A 15,167-nucleotide genomic window follows, 5' to 3' on the forward strand; every position below is an offset into this window, starting at 1 on the left:
GGGGGGGGGGGGGGGGGGGGGGGGGGGGGGGGGGCGGGGGGGGGGGGGGGGGGGGGGCGGGGGGGGGGGGGGCCCCCCCCCCCGGCGGGGGGGGGGGGGGGGGGGGGGGGGGCCCCCCCCAGCAGTGCCATTGCCGACACGGTCAGCAACCAGAGCCGCCCTGCCCTCACCCCCGGCCCCTCTCCCGCCGTGCGGGAGAGGGGAGAAACCAGACGGTCGAGTGAATCGCCGCCAGGTTTCGAACACTCAGATCTTCACCAGCCGTTCGGGCCGCAGGGCTCCCTCGCGCATGCGCGCCACGCCCAGCAGCTTGCCTTCCGTATAGACGCGCGCCAGCGTACCGTCTTCGGGCACTTCGGCCTCCGGCAGGTCGCGGCGCGCGATGCGCTGGCCTTGCAGGAAGCGCGCCGTCGCGGCGGCGTCCAGGTGCACGGGCGGGCAGCGTTGCAGCAGCGCGTCCACGGGCGCCAGCAGCGCGGGCCGGGCCTCGTCGGGCTGGGCGTCGATCTGCTCCAGCGTCACGGCGCCATCGAGCGTCAGGTCGCCCACGCCGGTCCGGCGCAGCGCCGTCAGGTGCGCGCCGCAGCCCAGCGCCTCGCCGATGTCCTCGGCCAGCGTCCGGATATACGTGCCCTTGCTGCACGTCACGCGCATCGTGAATCGTAAATTCGCCAGATCGACGTCGAGCAGCGTGATCGCATGGATCGTCACCCGCCGCGCGGCGCGTTCGACGGTCTGGCCGGCGCGCGCGTATTCGTAGAGCGGCCGGCCGTCCTTCTTCAGCGCCGAGTACATCGGCGGCACCTGTTCGATCTCGCCGGTAAAGCGCGCCACGGCGGCGTCCAGCGCCGCGCGGTCGCAGGTCACCGGACGCTCGGCCACGATCTCGCCCTCGGCGTCGCCGGTGGTCGTGGTGGCGCCCAGGCGCACCTGGGCTTCGTAGGTCTTGTCGGCGTCGAGCAGGTCCTGCGAGAACTTCGTCGCCTCGCCAAAGCAGAGCGGCAGCAGGCCCGTGGCCAGCGGATCGAGCGTGCCGGTATGCCCCGCCTTGTTGGCGCGCAGCAGGCGCTTGGCGCGCACCAGCGCGTCGTTGGACGACAGGCCCAGCGGCTTGTCCAGCAGCAGCACCCCATGCACGTCCCGGCGCGGCAGCCGGGGCGGACGGTTGGCTTGGGAATCGGTCATTGCGGAGGGAAAAGAGGGTTGCGGCGCCGGCTCCGGGCCGGCTCGCAGGGGAACGCCGGACTTACTCGTCGTCCTTGGCGCGCGTCGAATTCGCTTCGTTGATCAGCTTCGACATCTCGATGGCATGCTCCACCGACGTGTCGTGGTGGAAATGCAGCGTCGGCACGGTATGGATGTGCAGCCGCTTGAACAGCAGCGAGTGCAGGTAGCCGGCCTTTTCCTTGAGGATGGCGGCCGCCACCTCGGGCTCGGCGCCCAGCACCGTGAAGTAGACCTTGGCGTGCGCGTAGTCCGGCGTCAGCGCCACCGACTGCAGCGTCACCAGCCCCAGCCGCGGATCGCGGATCTCGCGCTGGATCATGCCGGCCAGTTCCTTCTGGATCTGGTCAGACAGGCGCAGGTTACGGGAAGAGATATTGCCTTTCTTGGCCATGCAAACTTTTGCTTTGCCGATGTGAAAACGGCAGGCCGGAGCCTGCCGTCTTTGCGTATCGCCTTACAGCGTACGCGCCACCTCGGTGATTTCGTACACCTCGAGCTGGTCGCCTTCCTGAACGTCGTTGAAGTTCTTGATCGACAGACCGCACTCGAAGCCCTGCTTGACTTCCTTGACGTCGTCCTTGAACCGCTTGAGCGAGTCCAGTTCGCCGTCGTGGATCACCACGTTGTTGCGCAGCACGCGGACCAGCGACGTCCGCTTGACCAGGCCGTCGGTGACCATACAGCCGGCCACGGCGCCAACCTTCGGCACGCGGAAGACCTGGCGGACTTCCACCTGGCCGATCGTCGTCTCGCGCTTCTCGGGCGCCAGCATGCCCGACATCGCCGCCTTCACCTCGTCCACGGCGTCGTAGATGATGTTGTAGTAGCGGATGTCGATGCCGTTGTGCTCGGCCAGCTTGCGCGCGCCGGCGTCGGCACGCACGTTGAAGCCGATGATGACAGCCTTCGAAGCGGTCGCCAGGTTGACGTCCGATTCCGAGATGCCACCCACGCCGCCATGCACGATCTGCACGCGCACTTCGGCGGTCGACAGCTTCTGCAGCGACTGCACCAGCGCTTCCTGCGAACCCTGCACGTCGGCCTTGACGATCAGCGGCAGCGACTGGACTTCGCCTTCGGCCATCTGCTCCAGCATCGTTTCCAGCTTGGCCGCCTGCTGCTTGGCCAGCTTCACGTCGCGGAACTTGCCCTGGCGGAACAGCGCGATTTCGCGCGCCTTGCGCTCGTCCGGCAGCACCAGCACTTCCTCGCCGGCGGCGGGCACTTCCGACAGACCCTGGATTTCCACCGGGATCGACGGGCCGGCTTCCTTCGCCGGCTTGCCGTTCTCGTCCAGCATGGCGCGCACGCGGCCGTAGGCACTGCCAGCCAGCACGACGTCGCCACGCTTGAGCGTGCCGCTGCTGACCAGGATCGTCGCGATCGGGCCCTTGCCCTTGTCGAGCTGGGCTTCCACGACGAGACCCTTGGCCGGCGCATCGACCGGCGCCTTCAGTTCCAGCACTTCGGCCTGCAGCGACACCTGCTCCAGCAGGTCATCGATGCCGGCACCGGTCTTGGCGGACACCGGCACGAACGGCGAATCGCCGCCGTATTCTTCCGGCACCACCTGCTCGGCCACCAGTTCCTGCTTGACGCGGTCCGGGTTGGCTTCGGGCTTGTCGACCTTGGTGATGGCCACGACGATCGGCACACCGGCAGCCTTGGCGTGCGCGATGGCTTCCTTGGTCTGCGGCATCACGCCGTCGTCGGCCGCCACCACCAGGATGACGATGTCGGTGGCCTTGGCGCCGCGGGCACGCATGGCCGTGAAGGCCTCGTGACCCGGGGTGTCCAGGAACGTGATCACGCCACGGTCCGTTTCCACGTGGTACGCGCCGATGTGCTGCGTAATGCCACCGGCTTCGCCCGCTGCAACCTTGGTGCGGCGGATGTAATCCAGCAGCGACGTCTTGCCGTGGTCGACGTGACCCATCACGGTCACCACCGGCGGACGCGGCAGCAGCTCGGCGTCGGCATGGTCCTCGCCGTCCACCACCAGCAGCGCTTCCGGATCGTCCAGCTTGGCGGCGAACGCCTTGTGGCCCATTTCCTCCACCACGATCATGGCGGTTTCCTGGTCCAGCACCTGGTTGATCGTCACCATCTGGCCGAGCTTCATCATCTGCTTGATGACCTCGGACGCCTTGACGGCCATCTTGTGCGCCAGGTCGGCCACGGAGACGGTTTCCGGCACGTGCACTTCACGCACCACCGGCTCGGTCGGCGCCTGGAAGTTGCTGCGGCCGTCGTCGGCGTGCTGCTTGCCGCCGCGGCCACGCGGGCCACTGCGCCAGCCGCCGGTGCCGCCCGACGAATCGCCGCGCGTCTTCAGACCGCCGCCCTTCTTGCCGCCGCGGTTGTCGTCCTGCCAGCCGCCCTTCGCACCCTTGCCGCCCTTCTTGTCGGCCGTGGTGGTAGTGGTGGTCGCGGCAGGCGCCGTGGTGGTCTTCTTCTCGTCCTTCTTGGCTTCCGTGGTCGCGCCGGCCGGCTTCACCGGCTTGTGCAGCGTGCCGGTCTGCTCGGCCTTCTTCTCCTCGGCCTTGCGCTCCGACGGCGCCTTCAGCACGCGGGCCGGGGCGTTCAGCATCTGCTGGATCGCACGGGCTTCGGCTTCGGCAGCCTCGCGGCGGCGGCGGGCGGCAGCGTCCTGTTCGGCGCGCGCCTTATCGGCGGCGGCCTTGGCGCTGTCCTGCTCGGCGCGGGCCTTGTCGGCGGCAGCCTTGGCGTCGTCGGCGTTCTTCTGCGCCTGCTGGCGCTCGGCGGCCAGACGGGCCTTGTCTTCCTCGGCCTTCTGGCGCGCGGTTTCCTCGGCGGCCTCGGTGGCTGCGCGCTCGGCGGCGGCTTCCTCGGCGGCCTTCTCGGCCAGCAGTTCGGCCTGGCGGCGCTGTTCGGCCTCCAGGGCTTCCTGCCTGGCGCGGCGCTCGGCTTCCTCGCGCTCGGCGGCCTCGCGGGCGGCCTGGGCCTCGGCTTCCTGGCGGGCCAGGGCCTCGGCCTGCTGGCGGCGCTGTTCGTCGTCGCGGCGCGCCTGTTCGGCGGCCTCGGCGTCGGCAGCGGCGTGGGCATCGGCGCCGTCATCGTGCGATTCGACTTCGTCGCGCTTGATCAGCACGCGCTTCTTGCGCACCTCGACCTGCACCGTGCGGGTCTTGCCCGTGGAATCCGACTGGCGGATCTCGGACGTTTCGCGCTTGGTCAACGTGATCTTCTTGCGTGCGCTGTCATCGGATTGACCGTGCGACCGCTTGAGATGCTCCAGCAGCCGGGTCTTGTCCGATTCGGTAATGATGTCTTCAGGCTTTGCCTTGCCCACCCCAGCTGCCTGCAATTGTTCCAGCAGTGCAGCAGGGCTGCGGCTCAGTTCTGCGGCCAGTTGGGCAACTGTTGTGCTTGCCATTCAAACCCTTTCAATGCTCGGTTTCTACGTCGGGACAATTCGTATGCGGAAAGCGCGTCCGGGCCGCGTGGGCCCGGACGTGTCCCTCAGTTAAACCAATGTTCCCGTGCCTTCATGATCAGCGTGCGGGCGTCATCCTCGCTCACACCGGCCATCTCGACCAGTTCGTCCACGGCCAGTTCGGCCAGGTCGTCGCGCGTGTGGATATTGCCTTCGGCCAGCTTGCCGATCAGCTCCGGGTTCAGGCCGTCCAGGGATCGCAGGTCCTGCGACACCTCTTCCACCTTTTCTTCCCGGGCCAGTTCCATCGTCAGCAGCGCATCGCGGGCGCGGTTGCGCAGCTCGTTGACGGTGTCCTCGTCGAACGCCTCGATTTCCATCATCTCACTGATGGGCACGTAGGCCACTTCTTCCAGCGTGGAGAAGCCTTCCTCGATCAGGATGTCCGCCACTTCCTCGTCCACGTCCAGCTTGGCCATGAACAGCTTGCGTACCTGCTCGCTTTCCTCGGCCTGCTTCTGCGCGGACTCTTCCTGCGTCATGATGTTGATCTGCCAGCCGGTCAGCTCCGACGCCAGGCGTACGTTCTGACCGCTGCGACCGATGGCGACGGCGAGGTTTTCCTCGTCGACCACCACATCCATGCTGTGCTTCTCTTCGTCGACCACGATCGACTGGACCTGCGCCGGGGCCAGCGCGCCGATCACGAACTGCGCCGGGTCTTCCGACCACAGCACGATGTCCACGGCCTCGCCGCCAATCTCGTTGCGCACGGCGGTGACGCGCGTGCCACGCACGCCCACGCAGGTGCCAATCGGGTCGATACGCTTGTCATGCGCCACCACGGCGATCTTGGCCCGCACGCCCGGGTCGCGGGCGGCCGCCTTGATCTCCAGCAGGCCCTGTTCCATCTCCGGCACTTCGTTCTCGAAGAGCTTGATCAGGAAATCCGGCGCGGTGCGCGACAGTTCGATCTGCGGGCCGCGCGCGGCGCGGTCCACGTTCAGGATATACGCCCGCACGCGGTCGCCCGTGCGCAGGTTTTCCTTCGGGATGATCTGGTCACGGGCCAGCAGCGCCTCGACCCGGCCCGATTCGACGATCAGGCCCTTCTTGTCGGCGCGCTTGACCGTGCCGGTCATGATCTTCTCGCCGCGGTCCAGGTAATCGTTCAGGATCTGCTCGCGCTCGGCGTCGCGGATGCGCTGCAAAATCACCTGCTTGGCGGCCTGGGCGCCGATCCGGCCGAATTCGACCGATTCGATCTGCTCTTCGATGAAGTCGTCGAGCTGGATGTCGGCGCTCTGCTCGCGGGCTTCGAACAGCAGGATCTGCTTGTCCGGCTCCTGCAGGCCCTGTTCATCGGGGACCACAAGCCAGCGGCGGAACGTTTCGTGCTCACCGGATTCACGGTCGATATGGACGCGGATATCCACGTCCTCCTCGAAGCGCTTCTTGGTGGCCGAGGCCAGAGCTGCCTCCAGCGCACCGAACACCACATCCTTGTCGACGTTCTTCTCGCGCGCTAGCGCATCGACGAGCAACAGAACTTCGCGGCTCATTGCTTGTTCCCTTTTCTTTGATTTCCCTTGAAGTCGATTACCGGCACGAGGCGTGCCTTGTCGACATCGGATATGGCGAATTCCAGCAGTGCCGGGCCATCCTTGCCCTCGAATTCCAGGCCGATCTTCTCGGCCCCGGCCTCGCCCGCGGGTTCGCGCAGGATGCCGACGAAATTCTTCTGGCCATTGACCGGCAGACGCAGCGTGACGCGGGCTTCTTCGCCTGCGAAACGCGCAAAGTCGGCCAGCTTCTTGAGCGGACGGTCCAGGCCGGGCGACGAAACCTCGAGGCGCTCGTAGTCGACGTTCTCGACCATCAGCACGTGCGTGAGCTGTCGGCTGACTTTTTCGCAATCCTCGATGACGATGCCGGTTTCAGGCTGATCGATGTAGACACGCAGAAGTCCGGCGGGGGCTCGCTCAAGATCAACCAGCTCGTAGCCCATGCCGGTAAGGGTGGTTTCGATCAAATCTGCCAGATGCACTGTAATCCCGAATAGTGGCTTTCAATACTTGGCAGACTTCGGACAACACAACGTTCTGAAATCGAGGTTCCGAAACGACCTGTAAGCCCTGCCTGCCCCATCATCCGCGGCCCGGACGCGCCACACCGGGTGACGTTGTCCAGTCGCAAGCACAAACGGGCGAACCAAAAAAAAAATGGGCGCAATGCCCATCATTCGCCCATCCTCGCCGAGGATGATACTTTTGAATAGACTTTGATTATACGCGGATGCCGGCTAAAAGGCAAAAGCGAATGGCATTCGCGCCAGATTCGGGCCGGGACGGGGTATCCGAACCGGCCCGCGATCTGTCAGCGGTGACCGCCGCGGCCACCACCGCCGCCGCCGCGCGGCCGGCGATTGCCGCCACCAGCCTTGGCGGCCTTGGGCATCACATTGCCGTTGACCTCGCCACCACCCCGGCGCGGACGGTTGCCGCCGGCGCCAGGATTGCCCAGGTTGCCGTTGCGACCGCCGCGTCCGCCACCGGCACCGCCTGCCTTGCCGCCGCCAGCGCCACGCATGCCGCCACCGCCGCCCATGCCGCCGCCGAACTTGGTCGTATGCGACGTCAGCGGCGCCGGCCCCGACGGAATGTAGCCCATCGACGTCTGCATCGGGTCGGGCTGGCCGCGTCCGGCGCTATTGCCGCCACGGTTGCCCCCGGCCTTCTCGAAGCGCGGCAAGCCGTCCATGCCCGTGTGCATCGGCATGCCGGCGATGGCCGCTTCCGTGCGCTGCTTGCGCCCGCCCACCTTGGTCGCGCCCTTGCCACCGGACTGCTCGGCCTTGGCCGGCGCCTTGAGGCCGATATTGGCCATCAGCGTGCGCACTTCCGTGCCTTCCAGCTCCTGCCAGCGGCCACGCTTCAGGCCGCGCGGCAGCAGGAACTGGCCGTAGCGCGTGCGGATCAGGCGCGACACGGTCAGGCCGACCGCCTCGAACATCCGGCGCACTTCGCGGTTCCGGCCCTCGGTCAGGGCGACGTGGTACCACTGGTTCACGCCCTCCCCGCCACCGTCGGCGATCCGCAGGAAGTTAGCCTCGCCGTCGTCGAGCTGGATGCCGTGCAGCAGGCGCTGGCGGTCGGCCTCGGCCAGTTCGCCCAGCGTCCGCACCGCATATTCACGCTCGACGCCGTAGCGCGGATGCATGAAGCGGTTGGCGATATCGCCCGACGTCGTGAAGATCAGCAGCCCTTCGGTGTTGAAGTCCAGCCGGCCCACGGCCACCCACTTGCCATTCTTGATGCGCGGCAGGTTGTCGAACACGGTCGGACGGCCTTCCGGGTCCGACTGGCTGACGATTTCGCCGGACGGCTTGTGGTACAGCAGCACGCGCGGCGGCTTGGTCGACACCTTGCGGTGGATCAGCTTGCCATTCACGCGGACCTGGTCCGTCGGCAGGATGCGCTGGCCGATGTGGGCCGGCAGCCCGTTCACCGACACGCGGCCCTGCAGGATCAGCTCTTCCATCTCCCGGCGGGATCCCAGGCCACCTTCGGCCAGCACCTTGTGCAGCTTGGGCGCGTCGTCGTCGGACGTCAGCTCGCGCACCGGCTTGGCCTTGGTGCGCGGCACGATCGTCTCTTCCTCGTCGTACTGCTCGGAAATCACGAAGCGGAACACGTCCTCGCCGCCCGCCGCGGGCTTGGCCGAGGCGCCCTTGCCGGCCGGCCTGGCAGGCTTGTCGCCCTGGCGCGGTTCGCCCCGCGCGCCACCGCCTGCCGCACCCTGGCGGCCTGCGCCAGCCTGGTTCTTGCGCTGGCCGTTGCGATTGCGCTTGCCGGGCTGCTCGGCGGCCGGCTTGCTGTCGCCATCGACCAGGGCGGCCTTGCGTTGCGGCTGCTGGCGGCGCTTGCGCTGGCCCTGACCCGCCGGCTGGGCCGGCTGGCTCTCGCCAGCATCGCTCTGGGCGGCGTCCGGCGCACCGGCTTCGGCCGTCGCCGCGGGCTTGCGGCGACCACGGCCGCGCGGTGCGGCGGGCTGGGCGGCGTTGGCATCGGCCGGCGCGGCGGCGTCAGCCTCCGAACGGCCTGCGTCCCGGTCCTGCCCGGCCTGGCGGCGCGAGGCCACCAGGTTGCGCAGACCGCGACGCAGCCCCTTGCGGCGCGGCGCGCCGTCGGCGTCGTTGCCCGTATCGGGGGCTGCGCCGGTATCGCCCGGCACGTCCGGGCGGCGGACGTCTTGCTCAGCGGAATCAGACAAAGTATTCACTATCGATGTTGCATGTTGTTCAGTTGGACACGCGCTCGTCGTCTTCGGCCGGGAATGGCGAGTCCTCGCCAGCCGGTTCCGAACGCTCGGGGGTCTGCGCTACGGCGGCCCCGGTGTCCACGTGGTAGCCGTTGGCATGTGCCACCGGCGCATCGTCCTGCCCATCCTCCTCGGGCTGCAGGGCGACGCTGGTATCGCTATCCGCCTCGTCGGCGGCGTCTGCCACCGGTCCGGCCTCGGCCTCGGCCTCGGCTTCGGCTTCGGTCACGGGCTCCGGCCCGGCCGTTGCGGCAGCCGCCGGATCGGCGACGGGCGCGGCGAATGCTTCTTCATCGCTGGCCGGCGGGTTGGCCGTGGCGATTTCCTCGAAATCGATCGCCTGCTGGTCCAGCAGGTTGGCCTGGGCCTGAGCCTGGGCGTCCTCCAGCGGCGGCAACTCGTCCAGCGAGCGGAGCCCCAGGTCGTCCAGGAACGCCTTGGTCGTCGCATAGAGCGCCGGGCGGCCCGGCACGTCGCGATGGCCGATGACCTCGATCCAGCCGCGGTCCTCAAGCTTTTTGACCACGTCGGTGCTGACCGTGACGCCGCGGATTTCCTCGATGTCGCCCCGCGTTACCGGCTGGCGGTACGCGATGATGGCCAGGGTTTCCATCACCGCGCGGGAGTACTTGGGCGGTTTTTCCGGGTTCAGCCGGTCCAGGAATTCGCGCATCTCCGGACGGCTCTGGAACCGCCATCCACTGGCCAGCGCAACGAGCTCGACCCCGCGCTGCTGCCAGTCCTGCCGGAGCTGTTCCAGCAACACCCGGATGGTGTCGGCGCCGACGTCGTCGGCAAACAGCCGCCGCAGATCGCCAACGCGCAGCGGCTCCTGCGCGCAGATCAGCGCGGTCTCGAGGACGATCTTCGCCTCTTGGGTATTCATGTGATTGCGTGCAGCCTGTCTTTGCACCTGCCCCCGGACGAGTCCCGGGGCACTGGAGATTGCAGATACAGCGAGGCCAGAGCCATCGCCATCTCATCGCGCAGCCAGCTCGCCCGCCTAATGCAGCGCAGCCGTGCACATCATTCCTTGCATCGAATTGCCGGGTCGGTCCGGCAGGAGATCGTCCGGGGCTGGCCAGCTTCTCCAGTCGACGGACCTCTTGCGTCGCGCCTTCTCCCTTCGGGGCGGACATTCGCCTGGGCCACCGGATGGCCAAGACGGCAAGAAAATACCGATATCGGCTCGGGCAACATCGCCCTGGCCGGCGCCACCTTCCCAACCGTCGCCGGCCTTTTAACCAGATCTTTTGAACCGGATGGACTGTAGAGACGTTGCCGGTGCACCGGAGTGGCCGGAAACCTGGACACGCGCCCCAGATCGGGACAGCGGTCCGGCGACGCCAGAAACATGGCGCGGCGCGATACCGTGGTTCTGGCGATTGTATGGCATTCCCGGTCCCGCCCGCAACCCGGCCTTGTGGCCGATTCAGAACACCACGCAAAAACCATGTTGCGCCAGCGTCTCAGGCAGCCATACCGCCCGGGCCACGCCCAGCACCCCGAAACCGATGACCAGCGCGGCAGAAGCGACCCTCACCCCCCGTTTGCGCGACCACTGCCGCAGGTATCCGGACATACCCGACATGACCAGCAGATTCGGCAGCGTGCCTAGCCCGAAGGCCCCCATCACCAACGCGCCGGATGCAGCGTTGCCGGCCAGCAGCGCCAGCGCGAGTGCGCCATAGACCATGCCGCATGGGACCAATCCCCAGGCGAGACCCATGCCGTAGCGGCGCAGCATCGGCGTGGCCCGCTGCGATGGACGCAAGCCGGCGGGCAGACCGACCGACAACCAGCCCGCAAGCCGCCCTACCGGTGCCGCTGCCTTCGCAGCCGTTCGCTCGATCCATTCCATCCCGATCACGCGACCGCGCAGCAGCCAGACGCCCGTCAGCACCAGCATCAGGCTGCCCAGCGCATAGAGCCATCGCTGCAAAGGCAGATAGTCCTGCCGCCACACCGTCGCACCGAAGGCGCCCAACGCCGCGCCCAGCAGCATGTAGGTGGTGATGCGCCCGGCGTGCATGACGCAGAGTTCGGCCCACCATTGATTTCGTGAACGGTGTACGAAAATCGTTGCACTGCTCGGCCGTTTTTGCTCCGCAGCAATAGCAATTCCTCCACACATTGCAGCGCAATGCATGCCACCGAGCAAGGCCATCAGAAAAACGCTTAAAAGCACACCAAATGGCAACTGTTCCTCGCTTCTGCGTCACTCGACGCTGTAAAATGCCTGCATCGCGCCCTCGCTGCAAGCGCATTCATACGAGCACTCAATTGTTGACTTCCATCCCCGTCACCGAGATGTCGCCCCGTTGTTCCACGTGTGCAATGGGTCAACTTTGCCTGCCGGTGGGCATGTCGCAACAGGACCTCGTGAAGATGGACACGCTCGTGCAGGAACGTGTGCGAGTTCACAAGGGCGAAACGCTGTACCGCATGGGCGAACCGCTCAGCGCCGTGTATGCCATCCGCTTCGGCACGCTGAAGACGCACGTCACGATGGAAGACGGCCGCACGCAGATCACCGGCTTTCATCTGCCTGGCGAAGTCATCGGCCTCGACGGTCTCGGCGAGATGCAGCACGCTTCCGATGCGACGGCGCTTGAGGACACCGAAGTCTGCGTCGTCCGGTATGACGAACTGCAAGCGCTGTCGGGCCACCTGCCCTCGCTGCAAGGCCAGTTCCTGCGGCTGATGAGCAAGGAAATCTCGCAGGACCAGGTCATGCTGATCACGCTCGGCTCGATGCGTGCCGAAGAGCGGCTGGCCGCGTTCCTCGTCAACATGTCCGAGCGACTCTCCGCGCGCGGCTACTCCTCCACCGAGTTCGTGCTGCGCATGAGCCGCGAGGAAATCGGCAGCTACCTTGGCCTGAAACTGGAAACGGTCAGCCGGCTGTTCTCGCGATTCGCCGAAGCCGGCCTGATCCAGATCCGCCAACGGCACGTCAAGCTGATCGACATGGCCGCTATCAAGCAGGTGTACAGCCGATCCTGCTGAGGCCCGCGGCACCTGCCGCCCGCCCCGTATCACGACAAAGGCCGCGTCGGAGCAAATCCGGAGCGGCCTTTTTGTTCGACTGCGCTATTCGAGTTCATCGGTATCGCTCAGCTTTACCGGCATCGTGTACAGCGTAAGTCCGCTGGAGAGCGCGCAGAACAGCCACGCCACCAGGAATCCCACTGTGTAAACCGCTTGCCGCGACGCCTCCACCGGGTGGCCGAAGAAGCTCAGGTCACCAGGATCCACAACCGAGAACACGACTGCCGTGGCCGCGCCGCCCATCAGAAACGCCGGCCACAGCACCCACATCAGCCAGCGGAGTCTCATGGGCGCCTCGCCGGCGGTTCGGTTGGCGCGGACCCGACTTTCTCGACCACCAGTCCGTGACGGGCGGCGTCGGCGACGGGAATGTCGGCATGGCCATTGGCCAGCCAGATCGTGACGCCGCAACCGATCATTGCCAGCAGCGGGCCACTCATCAGAATCCATGGCCAGGGTTCCCTGTACCAGGGTTTTGCGGGGTTCGGGTTCATTTCGCTCTCCAGTTTGGCCATTCGCCCAGCGCTTCCGCCACAGCGTCACAGATTGCGCGGGACGATGAAACTCGTACTTTGCCGAATTCGTACGTCGCGATCGGTGCCGGTCTCGGCCGTGACGGTCACCTCGATCTTGTGCGTGCCCTCCTTCGCATCCTCGATCGGCACGCGAATCCGGATCGGCAGCAGGCGGTTCGACGTCGGCGCCAGCCCTTCCGCGCCCTGGTCGTACTCGACAGTCAGGTCCTGCATTTCCGCGCTGTTGGCCTGCACGCGGATCTTCATCGGCGCTTCGGTCGCATTGATGAGCTGCAGCCGGTACACATTCTCGATCCAGCGGCCTTCGACTTCGCGCCCCAGCGCGCCGCGGTCGCGGATGATGTCGACCTTCAGCGGCGTCCGCATCGCCAGCGAGGCGATGAAACCGGCGCTCAGCGCCAGCCAGATCAGCGTATAGACGATGGTGCGCGGACGCAGCAGCCGCTTGCGCGCCGCCGTCGGCGACAGCTTCTGGCGCATGGCGTTCTCGGACGTGTACCGGATCAGCCCGCGCGGGTAATCCATCTTGTCCATGACCTGGTCGCACGCGTCGATGCAGGCCCCGCAGCCGATGCACTCGTACTGCAGGCCATCGCGGATGTCGATGCCGGTTGGGCACACCTGCACGCAGATGCTGCAGTTGACGCAGTCGCCAAGTCCCGCCGCATGGTGGTCGGCCTTGCGCGAACGGCTGCCGCGCGGCTCGCCGCGCCCGACGTCGTAGGTGACCACGTAGGTATCGCGGTCGACCATCACGCTCTGGAACCGCGCGTACGGACACATGTACTTGCAGACCTGTTCGCGCATGAAGCCCGCGTTGCCCCACGTGGCAAAGGCGTAGAACAGCATCCAGAACGCCTGCCAGGGCCCGAGCGTCCAGTGCAGGACTTCTCCGCCCAACTCGCGGATCGGCGCGAAATAGCCGATGAACGTGAAGCCGGTCCACAGCGCGATGACGATCCACAACGCGTGCTTGGTGGCCTTGATCCGCAGCTTGCGGAGGCTCCATGGATCGCCGTCCAGCCGGATGCGCGCGATCCGGTCGCCTTCCACCCGGCGCTCGATCCACATGAAGATTTCGGTGTAGACCGTTTGCGGGCAGGCGTAACCGCAGAACAATCGCCCCGCTAACGCCGTGAACAGGAACAGCGACAGTGCCGAGATCACTAGCAGCACGGCCAGGTAGATCACGTCCTGTGGCCATAGCACGAGGCCGAAGATGTAGAACTTGCGGGCGCCGAGGTCGAATAGCACGGCCTGGCGGTCGTTCCATTGCAGCCAGGGGGTGCCGTAGTAGACCAGTTGGGTCAGGATGACCAGCCAGACACGCCAGCTTGAGAAGGCACCCGTGATCGAGCGCGGGTAGATCTTGCGCCGGACTTCGTAGAGCGCTTCCTCGGTGGCATCGGCCGCCGTCCTGGATGGCGGCGCGGGTCGCCAGGTGGCCGTCTCGCCAGCCTCGCGTGTGGGGGGAGATTCCAGGGGCGCGTTCATGGTTCAGCCCTCTTGCCCCCGGGGCCTGCCTCGCCGGCGGGCCTCCGGGGCGCGGTTTGTCATTGTCCTGCCGGTGCTGCCGAATTCGACAGGCCCCAGACATAGGCCGTCAGCATGCGGATGCGTTCGGGCGTCAGGATTTCCTCGTGGGCCGGCATATGGCCGTTGTGGCCCTTGAGAATGGCATCGACGATCGCACCTTCCGAACTGCCGTACAGCCACACCTTGTCCGACAGGTTGGGCGCGCCCAGGGCCTGGTTGCCCTTGCCGCTCCCGCCATGGCAGGCCACGCAGGTCGACTTGAACGTGCTCTCGCCGCGCGAGGCCCGGATCGGGTCGTATGTCAGCCCCGACAGCGACCGCACGTACTGCGCGGTATCGCCGGCCTGCTTGCCATCAATGGCGCCGGCAAACGGCGGCATCACGCCATTGCGGCCCTTGGCGATCGTCTGCTGGATCGTCTCGGGCTCGCCGCCATAGAGCCAGTCGTCATCGGTCAGGTTCGGAAAACCCCGGCTGCCGCGCGCGTCCGATCCATGGCACTGCGCGCAATAGTTCAGGAACAGCCGCTGGCCGATTTCCCGCGCATCGGGGTCCGCCGCCACCTGCTTGACGTCCATCTTCAGGTACTTGGCGTAGATCTCGTTCTGCATCTTCTCGGCGGCCTGCCGGTGCGCGGCAAGCTCATCCTGCGACGAGAACTTGAGTACGCCCGCGTACGAGCCGAGCCCCGGATACAGGATCAGGTAGCCCAGGCTGAAGATGCAGGCCAGCAGGAACATCCACATCCACCAGCGCGGCAGCGGGTTGTTCAGCTCGCGCAGGTCGTTGTCCCAGACGTGGCCGGTATCGTCGGTCGTGCTGACGCCCTTGGGCATCTTGCGCTGCGAGAACAGCAGCCACACGCACCAGGCGATACCGATCAGCGCAATGGCCGCGATGTAGTAACTCCAGAAATCGGAAATGAAATCGCTCATGGTGACTAGGTCCGGCTTGTAGGGTTGTTCTCATCGGGCAAGGCGAACGGCAGCATCGCCGATTCGTCGTTGGCCGCCCGGCGGCCAGCCGACCACGCCCACCAGCAGATGCCCAGGAACGTCAGCATCGACAGCACGGTGGCAATTGCGGTAACGATCACCATG

14 protein-coding genes are annotated in these 15,167 nt (G+C 66.6%); 1 reads left to right on the forward strand and 13 read right to left on the reverse strand.

The window, feature by feature from the left end; translation table 11 throughout:
- Positions 1 to 246: 246 nt before the first annotated feature.
- The 8 genes from truB to QTN24_RS23070 form a co-directional block, all read right to left on the reverse strand.
- Complete coding sequence (gene truB / locus QTN24_RS23035; RefSeq protein WP_313839999.1) at positions 247 to 1,185, reverse strand: tRNA pseudouridine(55) synthase TruB; 939 nt, start codon at positions 1,183 to 1,185, stop codon at positions 247 to 249.
- A gap of 61 nt (positions 1,186 to 1,246) precedes the next feature.
- Positions 1,247 to 1,618, reverse strand: coding sequence for a 30S ribosome-binding factor RbfA (rbfA, locus tag QTN24_RS23040; protein ID WP_124684045.1), 372 nt, complete (start codon positions 1,616 to 1,618; stop codon positions 1,247 to 1,249).
- A 63-nt stretch (positions 1,619 to 1,681) separates the two neighbouring features.
- Positions 1,682 to 4,624, reverse strand: coding sequence for a translation initiation factor IF-2 (gene infB / locus QTN24_RS23045; protein ID WP_124684044.1), 2,943 nt, complete (start codon positions 4,622 to 4,624; stop codon positions 1,682 to 1,684).
- A gap of 86 nt (positions 4,625 to 4,710) precedes the next feature.
- Complete coding sequence (gene nusA, locus QTN24_RS23050; protein ID WP_124684043.1) at positions 4,711 to 6,186, reverse strand: transcription termination factor NusA; 1,476 nt, start codon at positions 6,184 to 6,186, stop codon at positions 4,711 to 4,713.
- Positions 6,183 to 6,671, reverse strand: coding sequence for a ribosome maturation factor RimP (rimP, locus tag QTN24_RS23055; RefSeq protein WP_124684042.1), 489 nt, complete (start codon positions 6,669 to 6,671; stop codon positions 6,183 to 6,185). The genes nusA and rimP overlap by 4 nt, the downstream gene beginning before the upstream one ends.
- Positions 6,672 to 7,000: 329 nt before the next feature.
- Positions 7,001 to 8,896 (reverse strand): 23S rRNA pseudouridine(2605) synthase RluB, encoded by a 1,896-nt coding sequence (gene rluB / locus QTN24_RS23060; RefSeq protein WP_313840000.1) that lies wholly within the window; start codon positions 8,894 to 8,896, stop codon positions 7,001 to 7,003.
- A 28-nt stretch (positions 8,897 to 8,924) separates the two neighbouring features.
- Positions 8,925 to 9,830: an SMC-Scp complex subunit ScpB gene (gene scpB / locus QTN24_RS23065; RefSeq protein ID WP_313840001.1), complete on the reverse strand. Its 906-nt coding sequence runs from the start codon at positions 9,828 to 9,830 to the stop codon at positions 8,925 to 8,927.
- A 546-nt stretch (positions 9,831 to 10,376) separates the two neighbouring features.
- Positions 10,377 to 11,144: a sulfite exporter TauE/SafE family protein gene (locus QTN24_RS23070; protein ID WP_409559076.1), complete on the reverse strand. Its 768-nt coding sequence runs from the start codon at positions 11,142 to 11,144 to the stop codon at positions 10,377 to 10,379.
- A gap of 83 nt (positions 11,145 to 11,227) precedes the next feature.
- On the opposite strand from QTN24_RS23070, the gene fnr reads away from it, so the two are divergent.
- On the forward strand, positions 11,228 to 11,953 hold the full coding sequence (gene fnr, locus QTN24_RS23075; protein ID WP_124684038.1) for a fumarate/nitrate reduction transcriptional regulator Fnr: 726 nt from the start codon (positions 11,228 to 11,230) through the stop codon (positions 11,951 to 11,953).
- An 84-nt stretch (positions 11,954 to 12,037) separates the two neighbouring features.
- Here fnr and QTN24_RS23080 read toward each other — a convergent pair whose 3' ends face one another.
- From QTN24_RS23080 to QTN24_RS23100, 5 genes are read right to left on the reverse strand one after another with little or no spacing between them, the layout of a single operon-like run.
- Entirely contained in the window at positions 12,038 to 12,283 is a 246-nt protein-coding gene (locus QTN24_RS23080) for a hypothetical protein (RefSeq protein WP_124684037.1), read from the reverse strand.
- On the reverse strand, positions 12,280 to 12,489 hold the full coding sequence (locus QTN24_RS23085; RefSeq protein ID WP_124684036.1) for a hypothetical protein: 210 nt from the start codon (positions 12,487 to 12,489) through the stop codon (positions 12,280 to 12,282). The genes QTN24_RS23080 and QTN24_RS23085 overlap by 4 nt, the downstream gene beginning before the upstream one ends.
- 45 nt (positions 12,490 to 12,534) lie before the next feature.
- Positions 12,535 to 14,025 (reverse strand): cytochrome c oxidase accessory protein CcoG, encoded by a 1,491-nt coding sequence (gene ccoG / locus QTN24_RS23090; RefSeq protein WP_313840003.1) that lies wholly within the window; start codon positions 14,023 to 14,025, stop codon positions 12,535 to 12,537.
- Between the two features lie 59 nt (positions 14,026 to 14,084).
- Complete coding sequence (ccoP, locus tag QTN24_RS23095) at positions 14,085 to 15,002, reverse strand: cytochrome-c oxidase, cbb3-type subunit III (protein WP_124684034.1); 918 nt, start codon at positions 15,000 to 15,002, stop codon at positions 14,085 to 14,087.
- 5 nt (positions 15,003 to 15,007) lie between these two features.
- Entirely contained in the window at positions 15,008 to 15,166 is a 159-nt protein-coding gene (locus QTN24_RS23100) for a cbb3-type cytochrome oxidase subunit 3 (RefSeq protein WP_124684033.1), read from the reverse strand.
- Position 15,167 lies beyond the last annotated feature (1 nt).

It is taken from the genome of Cupriavidus sp. SZY C1 (assembly GCF_032190535.1).
Lineage (GTDB): Bacteria > Pseudomonadota > Gammaproteobacteria > Burkholderiales > Burkholderiaceae > Cupriavidus > Cupriavidus pauculus_C.